General features: G+C 70.3%; 18 protein-coding genes. 12 read left to right on the top strand and 6 right to left on the bottom strand.

The annotated features are described in order from the left end of the window. Positions 1-297 precede the first annotated feature (297 nt). Complete coding sequence (locus KUA19_RS05500) at positions 298-1,650, bottom strand: UDP-glucose dehydrogenase family protein (protein ID WP_217395352.1); 1,353 nt, start codon at positions 1,648-1,650, stop codon at positions 298-300. Positions 1,651-1,908: 258 nt separating this feature from the next. On the opposite strand from KUA19_RS05500, the gene KUA19_RS05495 reads away from it, so the two are divergent. Continuing rightward, positions 1,909-3,063 carry an acyl-CoA dehydrogenase family protein gene (locus KUA19_RS05495; RefSeq protein WP_217395000.1) on the top strand — a complete coding sequence of 385 codons (1,155 nt, stop codon included), beginning with the start codon at positions 1,909-1,911 and terminating at the stop codon, positions 3,061-3,063. Positions 3,064-3,176: 113 nt separating this feature from the next. Here the strand turns inward: KUA19_RS05495 and KUA19_RS05490 are convergent, their stop codons facing one another. The 5 genes from KUA19_RS05490 to KUA19_RS05470 all read right to left on the bottom strand — a co-directional run bounded on the left by KUA19_RS05490 (position 3,177) and on the right by KUA19_RS05470 (position 10,859). Further along, on the bottom strand, positions 3,177-3,923 hold the full coding sequence (locus KUA19_RS05490; RefSeq protein WP_217394999.1) for a nucleotidyltransferase domain-containing protein: 747 nt from the start codon (positions 3,921-3,923) through the stop codon (positions 3,177-3,179). A gap of 155 nt (positions 3,924-4,078) precedes the next feature. Then, on the bottom strand, positions 4,079-5,377 hold the full coding sequence (locus KUA19_RS05485; protein ID WP_217394998.1) for a cation:proton antiporter: 1,299 nt from the start codon (positions 5,375-5,377) through the stop codon (positions 4,079-4,081). A gap of 57 nt (positions 5,378-5,434) precedes the next feature. Then, positions 5,435-8,776, bottom strand: coding sequence for a multifunctional oxoglutarate decarboxylase/oxoglutarate dehydrogenase thiamine pyrophosphate-binding subunit/dihydrolipoyllysine-residue succinyltransferase subunit (locus tag KUA19_RS05480; protein ID WP_217394997.1), 3,342 nt, complete (start codon positions 8,774-8,776; stop codon positions 5,435-5,437). Next, a complete protein-coding gene (locus tag KUA19_RS05475; protein WP_217394996.1) occupies positions 8,776-9,828 on the bottom strand; it encodes a ketoacyl-ACP synthase III family protein in 1,053 nt (350 codons plus the stop codon). Before KUA19_RS05475 ends, KUA19_RS05480 begins: the two co-directional genes overlap by 1 nt. Beyond that, complete coding sequence (locus tag KUA19_RS05470; protein WP_217394995.1) at positions 9,825-10,859, bottom strand: hydroxymethylglutaryl-CoA lyase-like TIM-barrel protein; 1,035 nt, start codon at positions 10,857-10,859, stop codon at positions 9,825-9,827. Before KUA19_RS05470 ends, KUA19_RS05475 begins: the two co-directional genes overlap by 4 nt. A gap of 249 nt (positions 10,860-11,108) precedes the next feature. Between KUA19_RS05470 and KUA19_RS05465 the strand changes: the two genes are divergently transcribed. From KUA19_RS05465 to KUA19_RS05415, 11 genes are all read left to right on the top strand, one after another. Beyond that, positions 11,109-12,026, top strand: coding sequence for a phytanoyl-CoA dioxygenase family protein (locus KUA19_RS05465; RefSeq protein ID WP_254548673.1), 918 nt, complete (start codon positions 11,109-11,111; stop codon positions 12,024-12,026). After that, complete coding sequence (locus tag KUA19_RS05460) at positions 12,023-13,417, top strand: condensation domain-containing protein (RefSeq protein WP_217394993.1); 1,395 nt, start codon at positions 12,023-12,025, stop codon at positions 13,415-13,417. Before KUA19_RS05465 ends, KUA19_RS05460 begins: the two co-directional genes overlap by 4 nt. Further along, positions 13,414-14,406 carry a hypothetical protein gene (locus tag KUA19_RS05455; RefSeq protein WP_217394992.1) on the top strand — a complete coding sequence of 331 codons (993 nt, stop codon included), beginning with the start codon at positions 13,414-13,416 and terminating at the stop codon, positions 14,404-14,406. The genes KUA19_RS05460 and KUA19_RS05455 overlap by 4 nt, the downstream gene beginning before the upstream one ends. A gap of 65 nt (positions 14,407-14,471) precedes the next feature. Further along, positions 14,472-14,696, top strand: coding sequence for a phosphopantetheine-binding protein (locus KUA19_RS05450; RefSeq protein ID WP_217394991.1), 225 nt, complete (start codon positions 14,472-14,474; stop codon positions 14,694-14,696). Positions 14,697-14,698: 2 nt separating this feature from the next. Further along, complete coding sequence (locus KUA19_RS05445; protein WP_217394990.1) at positions 14,699-15,445, top strand: tRNA nucleotidyltransferase/poly(A) polymerase-related protein; 747 nt, start codon at positions 14,699-14,701, stop codon at positions 15,443-15,445. After that, the gene (locus KUA19_RS05440) at positions 15,442-16,014 is read left to right on the top strand and encodes a hypothetical protein (protein WP_217394989.1); all 573 of its coding nucleotides are present in this window, start codon (positions 15,442-15,444) and stop codon (positions 16,012-16,014) included. The genes KUA19_RS05445 and KUA19_RS05440 overlap by 4 nt, the downstream gene beginning before the upstream one ends. 130 nt (positions 16,015-16,144) lie before the next feature. Next, complete coding sequence (locus KUA19_RS05435) at positions 16,145-17,425, top strand: helix-turn-helix domain-containing protein (protein ID WP_302498533.1); 1,281 nt, start codon at positions 16,145-16,147, stop codon at positions 17,423-17,425. Next, complete coding sequence (locus KUA19_RS05430; RefSeq protein ID WP_217394987.1) at positions 17,416-18,294, top strand: fumarylacetoacetate hydrolase family protein; 879 nt, start codon at positions 17,416-17,418, stop codon at positions 18,292-18,294. Before KUA19_RS05435 ends, KUA19_RS05430 begins: the two co-directional genes overlap by 10 nt. Before the next feature lies 1 nt (position 18,295). Next, a complete protein-coding gene (locus KUA19_RS05425) occupies positions 18,296-18,571 on the top strand; it encodes a PqqD family protein (RefSeq protein ID WP_217394986.1) in 276 nt (91 codons plus the stop codon). Positions 18,572-18,679: 108 nt separating this feature from the next. Next, a complete protein-coding gene (locus tag KUA19_RS05420) occupies positions 18,680-19,456 on the top strand; it encodes a hypothetical protein (protein ID WP_217394985.1) in 777 nt (258 codons plus the stop codon). A gap of 110 nt (positions 19,457-19,566) precedes the next feature. Continuing rightward, a complete protein-coding gene (locus KUA19_RS05415; protein WP_217394984.1) occupies positions 19,567-20,283 on the top strand; it encodes an SDR family oxidoreductase in 717 nt (238 codons plus the stop codon). The last annotated feature ends 1 nt before the right edge of the window (position 20,284 follow it).

Here is a 20,284-nt window from a genome sequence, read left to right as displayed (position 1 = left end):
GACTAGCCCCCCGTCACCATCCAGCGACGACGAGTATGGATCGCTACCCCCGCAGCATGCCGAATCCCCCCACCCCTTGAAAACCCCCATTCCCCCCACCGCCACCTCCGCACCCCACCGGTGACGATTCGGTTGATCATGAACTTATGGGTGTGTTCGACGGTGTGTCACCACCCTGGGACCGTGATCGACAAACGGAGGCGTCGGGAGCGGGGTGGGGACCGGCTGGGCGGGGATGCGCCGAGGCCCGCCCCGCGTGGTTGCGGGACGGGCCTCGGCTGGTGAAGCAGGTGCGGGTCAGACCGTGGGACGGCCCAGGGCGCGCAGGGTCCAGCCCGCCGACTTCCACGCGTTGGCGTCGAGGCAGTTGCGGCCGTCGATGATGAGCTTGTGCGCGGCCACCTCGCCCAGCACCACCGGGTCGGCGTTGCGGAACTCGGCCCACTCGGTCAGCACGCAGACCAGGTCGGCCTCGGTGACGGCGTCGACCAGCGACTTCTGGTACGCCACGTCGGGCAGGGCGCGCTTGGCGTTCTCCATACCCTGCGGGTCGTAGACGCGGACGTCGGCGCCCGCGCGGGCCAGCATGCCGGCGACGGCGAGCGCGGGCGCGTCCCGTACGTCGTCGGAGTTGGGCTTGAAGGTGGCGCCGAGCACGGCGATCCGGGCCCCGGACAGGTCCGGACCGGCCGGGCCGAAGCGACGGTTGAGCAGGCCCGCGGCCAGGTTCAGCACGCGCTGGCGGCGGCGCAGGTTGATCAGGTCGACCTCGTGCAGGAAGCGCAGCGCCTCACCGGCGCCCAGCTCCTGGGCGCGGGCCTGGAACGCGCGGATGTCCTTGGGCAGGCAGCCGCCGCCGAAGCCGACGCCCGACTGCAGGAAGCGGTTGCCGATCCGCGGGTCGTAGCCCAGCGCGCGGGCGAGCTGGGTGATGTCGCCGCCCGCGACCTCGCAGACCTCGGCCATGGCGTTGATGAAGGAGATCTTGGTGGCCAGGAACGAGTTCGCGGCGACCTTGACCAGCTCGGCGGTGGCGAAGTCGGTGGCGACCACCGGCACCTCGCGGTCCTCGACCGAGGCCAGGTCGAAGACGCCCTTGTGCGCGGCGTGCAGCAGCGAGTTGGCCCAGTCGGTCTTGGTGGCCACCACGATGCGGTTCGGGCGCATGACGTCGTCGACGGCGAAGCCCTCCTGCAGGAACTCGGGGCTCCACGCGACCTCGACGCCCAGCTCCGGCTGGGCGTGCTTGGCGACCAGGGTCTCCACCCACTCGGCGGTGCCGACGGGCACGGTGGACTTGCCCACGATGAGGGCCTTGCGGGTGAGGTGCTGGGCGAGGTTGCTCACCGACGCCTCGACATACTGCAGGTCGGCGCCGAGGCCGTTGGCCCGCTGCGGGGTGCCCACGCAGATGAAGTGGACGTCGCCGAAGTCGGCGGTCTCCTGGTACGACGTGGAGAAGCGCAGCCGACCGGCGGCCAGGTTGCGGCGCAGCATCTCGTCGAGTCCGGGCTCGTGGAACGGCACCTCGCCCCGGCTCAGCTTCTCGATCTTGTCCACGTCGACGTCGAAGCCGATGACCTCGTAACCGAGCTCCGCGTAGCAGATGGCGTAGGTGGCGCCCAGGTAGCCGGTGCCGAGGAACGTCAGGCGCGGCCGGGGGGCACCGGACGGTGGGGTGACGGGGGCCGGGCTCGCGTACGGGAGAGTCACGCGTTTTCTCCTAGATTCTGCAGTGGCGCCGCATTCAGCTGAGGAGCGCCGTAAGGGGCCTTTGGTTGAGCAGGTGCAGAGCCTACGCCCTGTACTGACGCCAAGGAAAGTTTACCGGAGCCGCTGGACAGCACATTCTTATCGAGCGTTAAGCTACCCGCCGGTACGGCTTTTCATGCGTGGGAGGAAGCGGAGATGTTCGACCTCTACCAGCTCTCGGACGAGCACCTTGCGATCCGCGAGGCGGTTCGTGAGGTGTGCGACGCCAAGGTCGCCCCGAACGCCGCCGAAGCGGACGAGAACAGCGAGTTCCCGCAGGCCAGCTTTGACGCGCTGCGCGCCTCGGACTTCCACGCCCCGCACATCCCCGAGGAGTACGGCGGCGCCGGTGCCGACGCGCTCGCGACCGCGATCGTGATCGAGGAGGTCGCCCGCGCCTGCGCGTCGAGCTCGCTCATCCCCGCCGTGAACAAGCTCGGCACCATGCCCCTACTGCTGTCGGGCTCCGCCGACCTCAAGCGCCGCTACCTGCCCCGGGTCGCCTCCGGTGAGGGCATGTTCTCGTACTGCCTGAGCGAGCCCGAGGCCGGCAGCGACGCCGCCGCCATGACCACTCGGGCGATCTATGACAATGGTCACTATGTGCTCAACGGCGTCAAGCGGTGGATCACCAACGCGGGTGTGAGCGACTTCTACACCGTGTTCGCCGTCACCGAGCCGGGCATCGGCGCCAAGGGCATCTCCGCGTTCGTCGTGGAGAAGAGCGACCCCGGCGTCAGCTTCGGCGCCCCCGAGAAGAAGCTCGGCATCAAGGGCTCGCCGACCCGCGAGGTCTACCTCGACCAGGTACGCATCCCCGCCGACCGCATGATCGGCGAACCGGGCACCGGCTTCGCCAGCGCCATGCGCACCCTGGACCACACCCGGGTCACCATCGCCGCCCAGGCCGTCGGCATCGCCCAGGGCGCCCTGGACGCGGCGCTGGCGTACGTCAAGGAGCGCAAGCAGTTCGGCAAGCCGATCGCCGACTTCCAGGGCGTGCAGTTCATGCTCGCCGACATGGGCATGCGGCTGACCGCCGCCCGCGAGCTGACCTACGCGGCGGCGGCCCGGTCCGAGCGCGGCGACGCCGACCTGACCTACTTCGGGGCGGCGGCCAAGTGCTTCGCCTCCGACGTGGCCATGGCGATCACCACCGACGCGGTGCAGCTGCTCGGCGGGTACGGGTACACCAAGGACTTCCCGCTGGAGCGCATGATGCGCGACGCCAAGATCACCCAGATCTACGAGGGCACCAACCAGGTCCAGCGCATCGTCATGGCGAGGCAGCTGCTGAAGGGCGTCATCTAGTCGTTCTTGCAGGTGGGAGCACGATCCGCCAACTGGGCATGAGCGCGTGCGAGCCGCCGGGCGGTCCGGGTGTCCGTGCCCGCTGCCCGGCGGCTTCGCACTCGGGGCCGGGGTCAGGAGACGACCTGCTGGGCGATGCGTCGGCAGGTCTCGACGGTCTCCTCCACCCAGCTCGCCGGTCGGCGGTGGTCGTATGACGCCATCGTCTCCAAACGCCAGTAGTCCTCGAAGCTGAGCAGGTCCTGCTGCACGGCCCGGAAGCGGCGCGGCCGCCATTTCGAGCTGTGCCCGAACTCTCCCCGGCTGGCCAGAAGCGCGTCGACGACATGCTCGAACGCCAGCCGCGCCGACAGCACGGCGCACTCCTCATCGCCGGCGCGGAGCTGGCCGACGGCGTCTTCGATGAACAGGTCGGTCAGGTTCAGCCGCTCGGCCACCAGCGCCGTTCTCAGCGCGGACTGCTTGAGCGCCTCCTGCCTGGAGGCGAGCCAGTCGGGCTGCAGCAGCGGCTGCGCATAGGCAAGCCGCTCCAGGACGTCGATCTCGTGCCGGCTCAAGCCGAGATGGCTCAGCTCGCCGCTGTCGTACCTATCCCACGAGACCTCGGCGAGCAGCGCATCGATCTGCACGACCTGCCAGTGCTCGACATCCCACCGGCATCCGTCGACGTAGAAGGCGTTCACCGGGATGCTGCCGGACAGACCTCGCAGCGGCACGACCGCGGCCGAGTCGCCAGACCAGGGGCTGTCGCTCACCACATAGACATCCAGATCGCTCTGCGGATTGCCCCACCCGCGCACGAGCGAACCCGACAGGTATACGCACCGCACATCCGAGGGCAGCAGCTCACGATGCTGCAACTCCCGCAGGCACCTGTCCCTATCCAATGGCATCGATTTGCTCCACGGCCGGCGACGACGCTTGCGGCCATCACCCTATCCACTCCGACAGACCCCGTACACGCTGGCAGCCGGTCCGGGAGGGGCACGCCTGCCCGCTCCCGGACCGGCACTGCTCATGAGCGCGCTGTCTCCGGTGCCGTCGTCGCGGCGAGAGCGGCCGGGGCGGGCTCCGGGGATGCCTGTCGGGCTTCCAGCCGGGGGTCGTTGCGGGTCAGGCGGCGGAGTACCGGCACGGTGACCGCCGTCGTGATGATCGCCATGAGCACGAGGACGGCGTACAGCTGCGGGGTGATGACGCCGATCTGCAGGCCGATTCCCAGCACCACCAGCTCGGTCAGCCCCCGGCAGTTCATGAGCGTGCCCACCGCCGACGCCCAGCGCCAGTCGGACCCGGTCAGCCTGGTCGCTCCCGCGGCGCCGATCCACTTTCCGCAGACGGCCCCGGCCAGGATCAGCAGGCCCCAGCCCCACAACTCGAACGACAGGTGCCCGAGGTCGGTCTTCAGTCCCGTGCTCACGAAGAACAGGGGCAGCAGCGCGGGGACGAACACCGCGCGCATGCGGGCGGCGCTGCGCTCCACCGCCGCGACTCCCCGCGGGATGGCCGCGCCGAACAGGAAGGCGCCGAACGCGGGATGCACGCCGATTCGATCGGTGGTGTACGCGCTCAGGAACAGACCCGCGCAGAGGATCACGAGGACCAGGTCGTCGGAGCTACGCCCGGCGCGGGTCAGCAGCGCTCGCAACGCCGGACGCAGCAGCAGCAACATGGCGACCAGGACGACGACGAGCGCGACGGCGCCGAGGGCGGACAGCGGGCTGCCCGCGGTGCAGAGCGCGACGACGGCGATGAGCGCGCACCAGGCGATGGCGTCGTCGACAGCGGCGCAGGCCATGACGAACGTGCCGAGGTAGCTGCCGTCCAGCCCCCGGTCGGTGAGGATGCGGGCGAGGACCGGGAACGCGGTGATGCTCAGCGATACGGCGATGAACAGGACGAACGCCAGTCGCCCGACGCCCGGAGGGGCCAGCCGCGGATACATCGCCAGGCCGAGCGCGGCGCCGACCGCCGCGGGCAGCAGGATGCTGGCGAGGCTGACGGCGACGACCGCGTTCTTGGCCGCCCGCAGGGAGCGGACGTCGAGTTCGAGTCCCATCAGGAAGAGGAACGCCAGCAGCGCGAGGTTGCCGAGCGCGGAGATGAAGGGAAGGACGCTGTCGGGCAGGAGCTGCTCTCGGAGTCCGGGGGCGAGCCATCCCAGCACCGACGGACCGAGCATCACCCCGGCGAGCATCTCACCGACGACGGGCGGCTGCCCTATCCGGCGGACGGCCCAGCCGCCCGCCTGGCAGGCCAGCATCACCATCGGTACGGCCAGCAGTAACGACGTAAGCGCATCAGCTTTCAGCACGGTTCCTCCAGGAGTCGCCGGCGCGGTCGACCGTCAGAGACGCCACGCCACGGCAGGTCAGCTCGGTCGTGGGGGTTCGGATCCGGCGGCGGTGTCGCGCCGGAACGCGCGTGCCAGGACGTCGCGCCGCTCGGCCTGGTACCGCTCGGGTGAGGCGAGGGCGGTGGACGCCAGTTCCGGCGGCGAGACGTAGGCGAGGGGCCGGGCCGGATCGACGGCCGGAAGATTCGACCGTACGAATCGGGCGGCGCCCTGGTTCTCCGGCTCCTCCTGGACCCAGCACACCTCGGCCTCCGCCGGGTAGGCGTCGAGCGCCGCTCGGAGCTCGTCACCGGGGAACGGGTACAGCTGCTCGAGCCGCACGATCGCGATGTCGTCCCGTCGCGCGGCCGCGCGCTCGCCGGCGAGGTCCCAGTACAGCTTGCCGCTGCACAGCAGCACCCGGCTGACGGTGCGGGCGTCGACGGTGGTGTCGGCAAGCACCGGCGACCACCCGCCCTGGGTGAACTCCGCCGCGGTCGACGCCGCCGCCCGCAGCCGCAGCATGGACTTGGGGGTGAACACCACCAGCGGACGCGTACCGGCGAGCCCCTGGCGGCGCAGCAGGTGGAAGTAGGACGAGGGGAGCGAGGGCATGGCGACCGTCAGGTTCTGCTCGGCGCACAGCTGCAGGAACCGTTCCACCCGGGCCGACGAGTGGTTGGGCCCCTGGCCCTCCTGCCCGTGCGGAAGCAGCAGCGTCAGCGCCGACCGCTGGCCCCACTTGCGCTGCCCGGCGGCGAGATACTCGTCGATGATCACCTGGGCGCCGTTGGCGAAGTCGCCGAACTGCGCCTCCCAGATCACGAGGGCCTGCGGCCGGGCGGCGGAGTAGCCGTACTCGAAGCCGAGCGCGGCGAACTCGGAGAGCATCGAGTCGTACACGGCGTAGCGAGCCTGGCCGGAGGCCAGGTGCGCCAGCGGTGTGTGCTCGGCGCCGGTGGTCTGGTCGACGACGACGTGATGGCGCTGGGAGAAGGTGCCCCGCCGGCAGTCCTGGCCGGACAGGCGCACCGCAACGCCCTGCGCCAACAGCGATCCGATCGCGAGCGTCTCGGCGGCGGCCCAGTCGATGGTGTCCTCGGCCAGCGCGGCGGCGCGTCGCTGGAGCTGTCCGAGGATCTTGGGGTGGGCCTGGAACCCGGTCGGCAGGTCGCCCTGCGCGGTGAGCACCCGGGCCAGCTCCGTCCGGGCGACGGCGGTGGCGGGGGCGGGGGCCGAGGTCGGCGCCACCGGCGTCGCCGGTGCGGGCGCCGCGGCGGTTCGGGCCGCCGCCCGGGTGCCCGCCAGCAGTCGGTTGTGGCGCAGGCGCAGCTCCTGCGACTGCTCCGGCGTGGTGACTCCCGCCTCGACGAGCAGCCGGGTGTACCCGTCGAGCGCGGCGGGCTTCGCGGCGATCGCGCGGTAGAGGCCCGGCAGCGTCGTCGACGGATCCTCCAGCTCGTTGTGGCCGTGGCGGCGGTAGCACAGCAGGTGGATGAAGACGTCCTGCCCGAACTCCTGCCGGTATGCGAACGCCACGTCCACGGCGTGCGCGCACGCGTCGGGATCGTCGCCGTTCACGTGCAGGACGGGCGCGTCGATGACGCGGGCAAGGTTGGTCGGATAGTGCCCCGACCTGCCGTCGGTGGCCGTGGTGGTGAACCCGACCTGATTGTCGATCACGATGTGGATGGTCCCGGCGGTGCTGAAACCGCGCAGCCGGGACATGTTGAGCGTCTCCGCCGCCACGCCCTGGCCGGTGACAGCCGCATCACCGTGGACCTGTACGGCCAGCACCGCCGCCGCCCTGTCCGCCAGGTCCTGCCGCGCGCGGGCGAAGCCCTGCAGGACCGGTCCCACCGCCTCCAGGTGCGAGGCGTTCGGCAGCAGGCGCATCCGCATCGGTGCGCCGGACGTCGTGGTGCGGGTCGTGCCGGCGCCGAAGTTGTACTTCACATCCCCGGAACCGTCACCGGCGAGCGGATTGACGGCGCCCTCGAACTCGGCGAAGAGCTCGGCCGGCGGCTTGTCCATGACGTTGACCAGGACGTTGAGCCTGCCTCGGTGCGACATGGCGATGACGGTCTCCGCCAGGTCGGCTCCGGCGGCCCGCTCACAGATCCGGTCCAGCAGGATCACCAGAGCCTCCCCTCCCTCGAGGGAGAAGCGCTTCTGCCGGACGTATTTCGTGTTCAGGTAGGACTCCAGGCCCGTGGCCTCGATCAGCCGCTGGAGGATCCTCGCCCGCTGTGCGTCCGGCAGGGCCGTGCGGGGGCGCTCGACGCGCTCCTGGAACCAGCGGCGCCGCTGCGGATCGGGCAGGTGCATGTACTCCCAGCCGATCGTGCCGCAGTAGTACTCGGTGAGGCGGGCGACGAGGTCGCCGACTCCGGCGGCGCCGCCCGTCCCCGCCGTGCCGGTCCGGACCGTGTCGGTTTCGCGCAGGCCGTGGGCGGCGGGGTCGAGTTCGGGATGGCCGATCCCCGGTTTCGACAGCGGATCCGTCGCGGCGGCGAGGTGCCCGTAGGCGCGGTAGGCGTGGATCAGCGCGGCCACGCCTACCGCGTCCGCCTCGGCGGCGGGCGGCACCGACGCGGCCGACGCGGCCGACGCGGGCGGCAAGCAGACGCCGAGCGAGGCTGCGATGTCCTCGTAGAAGGAGTCCCCGCCCTGCAGGAGTTCATCGATCGCGCGCAGCAGCAGCGCCGCGTCGGCGCCCTGCACGATGCGGTGGTCGAAGGTGACGCTGAGCGTGGCGGTGGGGCCGATGCCCAGTCCGGCCAGCGTCGCCGCCGGCGTGTCGCGGAACTCCGGCGGATGGCCGACCGAACCGACCGCCAGGATCAGCCCCTGTCCCGGCAGCAGTCTGGGCACCGAGTGCGACGTCCCGAAGACGCCGGTGTTCGTGAGCGACACCGTCGCACCCGACAGGTCCTCGGGGCCGGCCTCGAGGCGCCGGGCGCGGCCGACGACGTCGTCGTAAGCCTTGCCGAAGTCGGCGAAGCTCATCAGGTCCGCGGCCTTGATGGTGGGGACCAGCAGCGAGCGCGGCCGGCCGGGCCGGTCGACGGTGACGGCGACACCGAGGTTGACGTGCGTGGGCGTCACCATGGACGGCTTGCCCGCGGTCTGCGTGAAGTGCCCGTTGAGGTGCGGCGCCGCGGCGATCGCGCGCAGCAGGGCGTACGCCACGAGCTGGCTGACCGACACCCGGCCGCTGTCGGCGAGAGCCTCGTTGAACGCGCGCCGGTGGTGCACGAGACGGGTGGCGGAGACGACCCGCGAGCTGGTGGCCACGGGCACGGACAGCGAGGCGTCCATGTTGGCGGCGAGGCGGGCGGCCGCGCCGCGCAGGACCGCGACGGTTCGATCGATCATCACCAGTCCGTTGCCTCCACGATCAGCGACGACCACGTGTAGCCGCCGCCGACATTGACGACGATGCCCAGGTCGCCCGGCTGGTGCAGCACCTGGGAGCGCAGGTCCGCGACGTTGGCCACGACGTCGGCGCACGACAGGTGCCCGGTGTCTCGGTGCATGCTGAGCACCGGTGCCGCGGTGATCGATCCGAGAAGCGGGGCGTAGCTCGTCCCGATGGCGGCGGTGCTGATTCGCGGCACGGCGATGCCCCGGATGCGCGGATCGTCGGCCGCGACTCCCGCCTGGGCGAGGCTCTGCTCGACCACCGATCGCAGCGCCGCCTGGGTGACCTCGAGGAAGCGGGCCATGCCGTGGCGCTGGAAGTATTCCTTCTTCGGCCTGCGGAGGTCGATGTCCGCGCCGTGCATCCGTGGCGCCGTCGTGGCGGCCAGCCCCGCCCGGTTGACCTCTTCGAGTTCGGGCCGGGCGGTGCTGGCGAGCGCACGGATCGCGAGAGCGCCGGGGACGGGTCCACGGGCCAGCACGGCTGCCGCGGCTCCGTCACCGTAGACGCAGCCGTACGCCCCCCGCCAGCGGTCGAACCCCGGCTGCGGGAAGCGGTCAGCCGCGCTGACCAGCACGGTGCGGCCGTCGTCGTGCGCCGTGAGCCACGGAATGGCCAGCTCGAACGCTGCCATGGCGGCGTTGCAGCCCTGCGAGAGGGTGATCGGCAGGCATCCGTCCGCGCCGATGCGCTCGGCGACGTAGTGCGGCGCGCACCAGATGTCGTATCCCTGGTGCCACACGTGGCAGTGCAACAGCAGGCCGACGGTGGAGGCTGGGCGGCCGGCCGCGGCCAGGGCCGCCAGCGCTGCGGCGGCGGCCATATCCGGCGGCGTCAGGTCGCCGTCGGCCACGTGCACCGCGTCGACGCCGATCTCCGCGGCCGAGCCGGCATCGATCCGGCCCCGGGCGATCGCGTCCGCGGTGCGCTCCACCGTCTCGGGGAGCCAGACATTGGCACCGCACAGCGCGATGTCGCCGTCGATCGCGGCGCTCGTGATGATCATCGCGCCTCGGCCAGGCGGGCCGCCGTTCCCAGCACGAGACTCTCGCTCGGGCTCACCGGATCGATCCGGGAGACCGCGGCCATGAGGTCGAAGACATCGACGCCGTGCGTCCGGGCACAGCGGATGATGAGCGGAAAGTGGCTGGAGTGGGTCTGGGTGAGGCCCCCCATCACCTGGAAGGCGCGGTCGTCGGGCAGCCGGGTCAGGGGACGCACCACCCGTTCGCTGAGCTGCGACAGAGCCAGGCAGTCGTATCCGTCGCCGCGGCCCAGGCGGCGCAGGATCGCGGCGAAGCGCTCGGTCGCGGTGTTGCCGGCCGCCCGCCCCAGCCCGTCCAGCGTGGCGTCGACGAACACGGCACCGCTCTGGACGGCCGCCAGCGCGTTCGCGTTCGCCAGCCCCAGGTTGTCGTGCCCGTGGAAGCCCAGCGGGAGATCCGACGCCGCGCCGACCGCGGTGAACAGCTCGGCGACCTCGTGGGGCAGGAATCCGCCGACGGAATCCACCAGGTAGACGGCGTCGGCGCCGTAGTCCTCGCACTGCCGCACCGCGGCCACGACACCGGCGGTGTCCAGGACGTTCGTCTTCATCAGGTTGGCGAACGTCTCGAGCCCCAGGTCCCTGGCCGCCGCGAGGAACTCCGCCGCCGGGCTGACCTCGGTGATGTCGACACCCACCCGTACGAACCGCATGCCGGCCGCGGCGGCCTCACGCAGGCGGTCGAGGCTGGCGATCCCGGGGATGCAGAACATGCCCCAGGCGCTGTCGCGCAGGCAGGAGCCGGCGATTTTGAAGCACTGCTCCTCGGGGACGCGCATCGGGTCTTTGACATCGCCCGCGCCCAGCCCGAGTCCGTGACCGAGTTCGACATACATGACACCCGCTGCTTCGAGCCCGGTCAGGATGTCACCGATCGCCTGCTCCGTGAACTGGAAGCCCACCGCGTAGCTCCCGTCGCGGAGCGTGCAGTCGAGCAGGCGGATAGGCGCCGGATAGGTGTCCTCGGTGTTCGTGACGAATGAATCTGTCATCGCACATCCCGTGTTTGATTGCAGGCGACATGTCCTGATCGCACAGTGGCGGTAAGCGGACGTAATGCTCAGTCGGACGATTCTATGGACCCCATCCCCTGGCAGAGCGGCACTTGGACCGGCAGATGGGCGGCGGAATGAGCTCCGCAAACTGCCTCCGGCATGAGCTGACCAGGCACTTGTCCGCGCGATCACTCACTTCGACACTTGCTGGCGACGGTTACAGCCGACAAGACGGGGGCGTGTGCCATGGCCGGCGCTTTTACCAGTGAGCATCTGAAGTCCTATACGGACAACGGTTTCTGCGTCGTGGAGGGACTCGTCGACGACAGTCTGATCCGGCGCGCCCGCGACGTCGTCGACCGGCTGCTCGCCTCCGACACCAAGGACGTGGGTGAGCGCGAACCGGCCGATCCCTCGATGGTCCGGCGGATCTGGGCGCCCACCAGCCGCGACGAGGTGTTCACACAGATCGTGGAGAGCGGACCCCTGCTCGACGGGGTCTGCGAGCTCGTCGGCGCCAACGTGGTCTACCAGTACTCCAAGCTCAACGTCAAAGCGCCGCAGGTCGGCAGCATGGTCGCCTGGCACCAGGACTTCGCGTACTACCCGCACACCAACACCGATCTCGTGGCGGTCCTCATCTACCTCGACGACGCCACCCGGGAGAACGCCTGTCTCAAGGTGGCGTCGGGCTCGCATCGCCTTGGCCTGCTCGACCACGACGTGGACGGCGCCTTCGGCGGGAAGATCAGCTCGCTGGAGCAGGTGGGTGTCGATCCCGCGAGCGTGGTCGACTGCGAGGCGCCCGCGGGCGCCGCCATCTTCCTGCACCCGCTGGTCGTGCACGCGTCGGAGAAGAACACCTCCGACCGGTACCGACGCGCCTTCATTCCCGCCTACCGCAGCGCCGACGCGCTGCCGATCTACTACGGGCCGCACGCGGCGCACAACGAGCCGAACGCGCGGCTGCTGCGCGGCCGCAGCGCCACGACGGTGCGTTGCGAGTCGGCGCACTGGCGGCTGCCCATCGCCGCGGCGGAGTTCAACTCGCTGTACCAGATCCAGGAGGGGTCGCACTTGACGGCGTCGGGCCGCAAGTCGACGACCGGCTACTTCTCCCATGAGGTCCCGGCCACCGACGGATCGGCGCAGGCAGCCCAGTGACACCGTACGACGAGGTGGTGGTGGGGTTCTGCGGGGCCAGGGACGGCACGGCGGCGCTGACGTGGGGGCAGCGCGACATCCATCGCGGACTGCTGCGGTATTCACCGCACGGTGCCTTCGCCAACCTCCGTGCCGTGGTGGATGTGCCCGCTGGCGCCACCATGGCGGACCTCACCGACGCGCTGCGCTGCCTGGTCGAGGAGCACGAGGCACTGCGGACGACCTATCCCGTCGATGAGACCGGTCGGCCGTGCCAGCTCCTGCACCGGCAGGGTGAGATCACCGTTCGGGTGGTCGAGCTCGCGCCCGGGGCGCCGGTGGCCACCGGGCTTCCCGGCTTCGGGCACGAGTTCGACTACGCCCGCGAGCTGCCCGTGCGGGTCGTGGTGGTGACGGAGGCGCACCGGCCGAAACAGGTGCTCCTGGAGATCTCCCACCTGTCCGTGGACTCGGCGGGCTGCCGGGTGGTGCGGGCCGCGCTGCACGGGAAGCTGACCGGGGCGGAGCGGCCGGTGGCCCGGCGCTACCAACCGCTCGACCGCGCGGCCGACGAAGCCACGCCGGAGGCGGTGGCGACGGGGCGCCGGGCGGTCGCCTATCTCGCCGGGCTGCTGGATGCCTTCCCCTCGCCGATGTTCACCCCCGGCGCGTACAGCCCGGCCCCGCGGCCGAAGGTGAAGCTCACGTCGCCGCCCCTCGGCGAAGCGGTGATCGCGCTGGCGGAGCGGCACCGGGTGACCGACACGTCGGTGTACGTCACGCTCATGGGGCTGTTCACCGCCGTGCTCGCGAACCGCCGGCAGTCGCTGTTCAGCATGGTGGCGTCCAACCGCTGGGTGCACGGCGGGCGTTCCTACGCGGGCACTCTCAACCAGTACGGCCTCATCGGTCTGCCGGTGGCCGGCATCGGCCTGGCCGACCTGCTCAGACGGGCGCAGGTGGCGAGCCTCGAAAGCATGGCCAACGCCGCCTACGACGTGGAGGAGCTCGCCGCCGCCGGCGGGCTGACCGCGCTCGACCACGTCGACTGCGTGCTGAACTGCAATCAGGTCCCCGCCGGCGGACCGGTGCGGACCGGCGCCGCCGGGGTCAGGACGTTGACGGAGCTGGAGCCGATCCGGCTGGTGCCGCGTGGCATCACCCGGACCATTCAGCTCTCCGTCGGCGGCACCGCCGCGGCTCCCGAGCTGTCGCTCAGTGTGGACCCGGCGGTCTTTCCCGACCTCACGGCGGCCGCCATGCTCTGCGCGATCGAAGCGGCCGCCGCACGACTGGCGGATCCGGCGGCGGTGGCCGCCGACCCGGACGCATTGGTGGCCGAGGTGCTCTCGGCCGCCTCGCCCGTGACCGTCGGCGCCGGCGAAACCATCTACGGGGGTATATCGAAATGACCGAGCTTCCCGCCGCCCTGGCCCACTTCGCGACAGATATCGCGAAGCTGGTCGAGCCGCTGCCGCCGACGGTGTCCTGCGTGGCCACCGGATCGCTGGTGGAGGGGCTCGGCAACGCGGACTCCGACGTCGATCTCTACATGATCAGCGATGATCAAGCGCCGGGCCAGAGCTCTTCGTTCGGGCTGAGGCAGTCGGGCTACGTCGACTGCGAATACTTCAAGCAGGCGGCCATTCAGCATCTCGGCGAGCGAGTCAACGGCTGCACCTGGGCCGATATCGAGACCGAGCGCGTCAGCCTCAAGGACGTCGACCGCTACTACCGCATCGCGATCAGCCACCGCATCGTGGTGACCGCGGCCACCGAGCAGACGCTCCACGCCTTCACGAAGCAGGCGGCCGCCCGCGCCCTGTCCATGCTCGGCACGTTTCGGGCGTTCGAACACGCAGCTCGCGCCGCCTACCTTCACGCGGTCGGCCGTCGGTGCGAGGCCGACCTGCTGGCACGGGAGGGCAGCGCGTGGTACGCCACCGCCCGCCTGGCCGAGGACGGCGAGGGCTACGCCTCACTCAAGTGGGTCGGCGAGAAGGCCGCCCGCCGTTACGGGCGGGACTCGGCCCGGTTCGACCAGCTCATCAGCCCGTCGGTGCGTCCGAGCGGCGATCTCGGCGCGCGCGTGGCGCTGCTCGGCACGACGGCCACGGCTCCGCCGGAGCTGGCGACCTTGATCGAGAGCAGATCATGCGGGCTGGCCGCAGGGGTCCACGTGCTGCACGCCGGGGACGACTCCTTCCTCCTCAACGCGGGCCGCTCGATCGCGCAGATCGACAACGCGACGGCCGCGGTCCTGCGCGCGGTCGAGGCGGGCGGCACGTGGCGCGCTGCCACCGACACCGTCGCGGCCACGCTCGAGCTGTCCGGGACGCAGCTCAGGACGGCGCTCTGGGCCGAACTCCAGCCCGCCCGCGCGCAGGGACTGCTCGTGTGAGCAACCGTGGGGCTCATCTCGACTTCGATCATCATCGAACTGATTCAGGAAGTGGGTACGACAGCATGGCAACGGACCGACTGGCGATATGCCTTGCCGCCGTGGACGAGGTCTTCGGGGGCACCGTCAACGCCGACCAGCCGTTCTTCGACCTCGGCGGCAACTCGCTGCACGCGATCCAGCTGACGGTGCACGTCAAGGACCGGGCCGGCCTCGACATCAACACGTTCGACCTGGTCCAGGCGGAGAGCGTGGAGAAGTTCTTCCGCTACTGCCTCGACAGCGAGTGACCGTGCGCACCTTCGACCATCCGGCCTTGGCGGTCTTCGAGGACCTGTCCCAGGTGTATCGGGCCAGAGGCTACCGACTGGCGCTCACCGGGGGTGCGACCCGGGACTTCCTCCTCGGTAAGAAGCCACGCGACTTCGACCTGACCAGTGATGCCGATCCCGACGCCACCGCGCAGATCCTCACGGAATGGGCGGGCAACGCGACCAAGAGCCTCAACAAGTTCGGCGTCGTGACGGCGACCGTGGAGCGGCTGAAGGTCCAGGTGCTGACGTTCCACACCCCTCGGGACTGGTATCCGGCGCTGGACCCGGCGCTGCTGCACGACGATCCCTTGCTGAACCAGCTGCTTTGCGCCGACGTGACCATCAACAGCGGGACCATCACGTTTCCGGGCGGGCAGTGGATCGACCCGTTCGGGGCGGCGGCCGACATCCAGGCGAAACTCCTGCGGCCGCCGATCGACCCGTACGTGACGATCTCCTGCAACCCGCACACCATGATCCGGTACGCGCGCTTCGCCGCCGAACTCGGCTTCGAGGTGGCCCCCGAGGTGCTCGCCGCGATGACCGAGCTCGCCGACACGATCAAGGACGAGGTCAACTGGGGCGTGATCGTCTCGCTGACCAAGATCTTGACCTCGGACAACCCGGGTGCGGGCATCGCGGTGCTGCAGCGAACGAACGTGATCGAGTACTTGCCCGAGAGCTGGCAGCAGAAGTTGATGACGATATACCGGGGTGCGTCGTGAACACTCAAGTCGAGCCGCTTCTGCCCTGGCTGCAGCGAGAGCGCCGAACCAACGTGATCCAGGAGATCCTGTGGATCCAGCACTTCGACGTCGACGGTGCGGTCGTCGCCGGTCAGCCTGAGCTGGCCTGGCGCGCCCGCGCGGCGATCATCGTTTTCGCGGCGGAGCTCCGGCTGCGCCGCTGGGGCGTGTACCCGCCGAGTTCCGGCGACCACACCGCGACCGCGCCGTCGGTGCTTCGGCACCTCGAGGTGCTCGACCCCGACCTCGCCCGTGACACGTGGGACCTGCTGCTGCGCGGCGCACCCGAGACCGAGACCGAACTCGCCTCGGAGATCGCCGACACCAGGAGGTTCCTCGGCGAGCGACTCGGCGTGCCGGAGGGGGTGTCCAAAGTCGAGGCGATCCGTTCCTGGGCCAACGGGCTCCGGCGGCTGCGGGCTGCCAGCAAGGGGCTCGGCATCGGTGAATCCGACGGCTGGTATCTCCTGCAACGGGTCGGCCGCGAACAGCAGACCGACTGGTACGAGGAGGTGATGAGCATCGTCGCGGCCGAGGACGATCGCTGATCGTACGTGGCCGCGTGTCCCGCCGGCGAGACACGGTCATCCGAACCTGGCGCGCGGTTGTCGCACGTCCCAGACTCTTCCACGAGTACTGGGCCGTGCGAACGAGGTCACATGGACACGGGGGGAACGCATGCCGAGTGACACCGCTGAACTCCATCACCGTTCGACCACTTTTGCCTCGCGTCTGCGGCATTCCCGGCTTCGGGCCGGGTTGTCGCAGCAGCAGCTGGCCGACCTGAGCACGCTGAGCGTGCGTGCCATTCGCGACATCGAGAACGGCCGGGTCCGGCGCCCCAGGCAGGACACATGCGAGCTGCTCCTGAGGGTGCTCGACATCGGTCGGCCGGACGGCTGCGCCGCCCAGGAGACACCGGTGCGGATACCGGTCCGCGGGCACTGGGCCGACGGCCCGTTCGTGGGCCGTCACGACGAACTCGAAGCGCTGGCGGACCTCTTCGACTCGGAGCACCAGCTCGTCGTCACCGTCACCGGCATCGAGGGGGTCGGCAAGACGCGCCTCTGCGTGGAGTTCGTCCGCAGGATGCAGCAGCGGGAAGAGCTGCTGGTGGTCTGGATGCAGGGCGGGTCTGCGGCGCTGGACGCACGACCGCTCGCCGCGATCGCGCGCGATCTCGTCTCCGCCGGTGAGTCGGGCGTCATGCAGCTGCGCGACGCGATCGCCGGACGCCGGGCGCTGATCGTGTTCGACGGCGAATGGCCGCAGGAACAGCTCATGCCGACGATCGACTCGCTGCTCGCCGTCATTCCCCAGGTGCGGATCCTCATCACCGCCCGCCGGCCGATCGGGTTCGCCGCGGAGTCGCTGCTGCCCCTGGCCGCGCTGCCGGTTCCCGCCGTCGACCGGGACCACGACCCGGCCGTGCTCGAGCAGGTCGCGTCCGTGCAGCTGTTCCTGGCTCACCTCAAGCCGCTCGACCCGGCGTTTCGGCTCGACACCTCGAACGCGGCCGTGGTCGCGCAGATCTGCCACGCCGTCGACGGCATCCCCGCCCTGCTGGCGTCGGCCGCCCGGTCGAGTCTGCTGTACCTGCCGCAGCACGTCGCGGACCTCGTCTCCGTCGACCCGCTGGTGCTGCTGAGTCGCACCGACGGCGCGCGACCGCTGCTGGAGTCGGTGCACGAGGCGGTCGCCCAGTTGCCCGGCCACCGGCGCGAGCTGCTGTCGCTGATGGCTGATCGAGGACTGGCCTGGAGCGTTCCCGAGGCCTCGGCCACGACGGGCACCGACGCCCGCCGGTGCGCCGATGACATCTTCGCCCTGTACATGCTGGGGCTGCTGCGCCGCCGCAGTGACGGCGACCTCGCCCTTTTCGAATGCCTCAACACAGTGAAGGCCGTGATCCGGCGCGATGGCGCTCCAGACGGGAAGGCGGGGACCACATGCGACTGAGTAGCGTCCGACACGACGGCGGTGAGGACGTCGGCATAGCCACCGGCACGGGCATCGTGCTGCTGAGCACCGTCAATCGGTTGACCGGTGCGCGGCTGGGGCCGAGCCTGCTCGACATCATCCGCCACCGCCAGTTGCCCGAGATCGCCCGCGCGGTGGCCGCCCTGACGGAGCTGGGCGACGACCTCGGATACCAGGGCCCCGTGGTGTTCGCACCGCTCCTGCGCGAACCGCCGAAGCTCTGGGGTGCCGGTCTGAACTACGCGCGCCACGCGGCGGACCTCGAGGTCGAGCAGCCCGAGGGGATGCCCGGTTCCTACCTGCGGCCGTCGAGCACGGTCATCGGCGATGGCGACGCGATCATCATCCCGCGGCAGTCCCAGCGCGTCACCGCCGAGGCCGAGCTGGGTGTGGTCATCGGCGTGACCTGCCGAGACGTGCGCCCCGAGGACGCCCGCAGCGTCATCGCCGGCTACACGACGGTGCTGGACATGACGGCCGAGGACGCGATCCGGATCAATCCGCGCTTCATCCCGTGGGCGAAGGCGTTCGACACCTTCTGCTCCATCGGACCCTGGCTGGTCACCCCGGACGAGGTCGAGGACCTGACGGCCACCCGCGTGGCGACCATCGTGAACGGAGAGACCATCGCCGACAACGTGGTCGCCGCGATGATGCGTGATCCATTCTGGCTGGTCAGCCACTTCTCGGCGGGTATGACGCTGGAGGCCGGGACGGTGATCGCCACGGGCACTCCGGGCGCGGGTGTCATCCGCGACGGGGACGTGGTGGAGGCCCACGTCGAGGGAATCGGCCGACTCCGCAACCCCGTCGTCGCGGCTGCCAGTGTGCTGTCGGAGGTGGGCTGACATGTCCCTTCCCGTGACCACGGAGACGGTCCCACGTCCGCGTCTGGATCTGCGCGTGCGCAACGTGCGCGGAACAGTCACCGTCTCGCTCGCGAACATGACCTACGAACTGTCCGAGACGGCCGTGTGGATCTGGAAGCAGATCGACGGCAGAAATACGATCGCCGACATCGCCGCCATGCTCGCCGCGGAGTTCGAGATCGATGTGGAGACGGCAACCGAGGACACGATCGAAGTGGTGCGTGATTTCGGTGAGTCCGATCTCGTCAAACTCTGACGACGTCAGCCGCCGAGCAGAACCCGGCATGGAGCACATCCAGAATCGTCATGCGTCCCACGTGCCGCAGTGCGCGGCCGTAGGTCCCAGGTGCGGAGGTTACCGAGCATGAGCGCCCAGATCGCCGAGATCGCGGCCGAGATCGACCGTCTCGGGCTTCGCCCGGAGACATGCAGCGCGATCTTCATCGGCGGCTCCCTGTCGCGCGGCTGGGGCCATGCGCGCAGCGATGTCGACGCCTACATCGTCAGCACCATCCCGTGGAGCGGCCCAGCCGACGGGCACAACAGGGTCAAGCTCGATCCACCGGTCATTCCGCTGCGGATCTTCGACGTCGGGGGCCGTCGCTGCGAGGTGCGCTTCTGGTTGGACAGCCAGGTCGACCAGCTGTTCGCGAAACTGACCTGGTCGGAGTTCGAGCGCGAACGGCGCCTGGCCGACCTGAGCGCGTTCGAGGCGGCTCTTCTGTCCCGGGTCAAGTACGCGGTGCCGATCGACGGTGAGGACTGGCTGGTCGGCCGGCGCGAGCAGCTCGCCGGGTCGGCGTACCGGTCCATGGTCGTGGCGCAACTGCTGGACATCGTTGACGGCCACGTCGAAGACGCACTGGGGCTGCTCGAGTCCGGGGACCACCGGGCCGCCGCCATCGCCGCGCAGACGGCGTTGGAACGGGTTGTCGAGGCGCTGCTCAGCAGCCGGGGCGACATGACCTCGGTGGCGAAGTGGCGGGTGCGGCGCCTGGAGGAGGCGAATCTGGAGGTGCTGTCGGCCGACCGCTACTGGGAGATCGCCACCTTCCGGACGTACGACCCGGACAAGCCGCAGGTGTGGGTCGAGTCGGTGCTGGAGACCTGCCGCCAGATCATCCTGGAGGTCGAGGGCTGAGGCCCGGCCAGGCCGCATCGTGGGGATCCGCCCGCGCAGACACACCAACGCAGGAAAGGCGGGCGGGCATGCCCCTCGATCGGATGTTGCACCCGGACGGGCACCGGTAGATGGATCTGGGACTGCGCGACCGCGTGGCGATCGTCACCGCGGCGTCGAAGGGCCTGGGCCGGGCGTGTGCGCTCGCTCTCGCGGCCGAGGGCGCCCGCGTCCTGGTCAACGCGCGCAGCGAGGGTGCGCTCGACACGCTGACGGCGAGCATGGCGGACGCCTGCGCGGTGCCGGGGGACATCACGGATCCGGCGGTGCCGCAGCGGCTGGTGGACACCGCCCTGGCCAGGTGGGGGCGCCTGGACATCGTGGTCGGCAATGCCGCGGGGCCTCCGCTGGGTGGGGCCCTCGAGGTCGATGACGATCAGATCATGGCGGCGATGAATGCGAACATGCTCGCCTCGATCCGGCTGGCCCGCGCCGCCGTGCCGCACATGCGCCGGCAGCGATGGGGGCGGATCTGCTTCATCGCCTCGGCCACGGTGCGCCAGCCGGCCCGCGACCTCGCGCTGTCCAACGTCGCACGCGCCGCCCTGTGGTCGTGGACCAAGACGGCGGCGCAGGACCTGGCTGACGACGGGATCACGGTCAACCTCGCCTGTCCGGGCAAACATGCCACCGAGCGCCTCATCGCGCGCGGCGGCGCCGCATCGGGCCGGATAGCCGATCCGGACGACTTCGGCCAGGTCGTGGCGTTCCTCTGTTCCCGGCAGGCGGGGTTCGTCAACGGCGTCGCCATGGGTGTCGACGGAGGGACCGTCGTCGGGTTGCACTGAC

Origin of the sequence: Catellatospora tritici, from assembly GCF_019083965.1 — a bacterium.
Classification (GTDB): domain Bacteria; phylum Actinomycetota; class Actinomycetes; order Mycobacteriales; family Micromonosporaceae; genus Catellatospora; species Catellatospora tritici.
This window is presented reverse-complemented; position numbering and strand designations above follow the sequence as displayed.

What these genes read in the sequence shown, in the direction of transcription:
- KUA19_RS05435 (WP_302498533.1), top strand. Translation starts at nt 16,145, where the DNA reads ATGCCGAGTGACACCGCTGAACTCCATCACCGTTCGACCACTTTTGCC.
- KUA19_RS05420 (WP_217394985.1), top strand. Translation starts at nt 18,680, where the DNA reads ATGAGCGCCCAGATCGCCGAGATCGCGGCCGAGATCGACCGTCTCGGG.
- KUA19_RS05495 (WP_217395000.1), top strand. Translation starts at nt 1,909, where the DNA reads ATGTTCGACCTCTACCAGCTCTCGGACGAGCACCTTGCGATCCGCGAG.
- KUA19_RS05425 (WP_217394986.1), top strand. Translation starts at nt 18,296, where the DNA reads ATGTCCCTTCCCGTGACCACGGAGACGGTCCCACGTCCGCGTCTGGAT.
- KUA19_RS05450 (WP_217394991.1), top strand. Translation starts at nt 14,472, where the DNA reads ATGGCAACGGACCGACTGGCGATATGCCTTGCCGCCGTGGACGAGGTC.
- KUA19_RS05415 (WP_217394984.1), top strand. Translation starts at nt 19,567, where the DNA reads ATGGATCTGGGACTGCGCGACCGCGTGGCGATCGTCACCGCGGCGTCG.
- KUA19_RS05430 (WP_217394987.1), top strand. Translation starts at nt 17,416, where the DNA reads ATGCGACTGAGTAGCGTCCGACACGACGGCGGTGAGGACGTCGGCATA.
- KUA19_RS05480 (WP_217394997.1), bottom strand. Translation starts at nt 8,776, where the DNA reads ATGATCGATCGAACCGTCGCGGTCCTGCGCGGCGCGGCCGCCCGCCTC.
- KUA19_RS05470 (WP_217394995.1), bottom strand. Translation starts at nt 10,859, where the DNA reads ATGACAGATTCATTCGTCACGAACACCGAGGACACCTATCCGGCGCCT.
- KUA19_RS05465 (WP_254548673.1), top strand. Translation starts at nt 11,109, where the DNA reads ATGGCCGGCGCTTTTACCAGTGAGCATCTGAAGTCCTATACGGACAAC.
- KUA19_RS05455 (WP_217394992.1), top strand. Translation starts at nt 13,414, where the DNA reads ATGACCGAGCTTCCCGCCGCCCTGGCCCACTTCGCGACAGATATCGCG.
- KUA19_RS05475 (WP_217394996.1), bottom strand. Translation starts at nt 9,828, where the DNA reads ATGATCATCACGAGCGCCGCGATCGACGGCGACATCGCGCTGTGCGGT.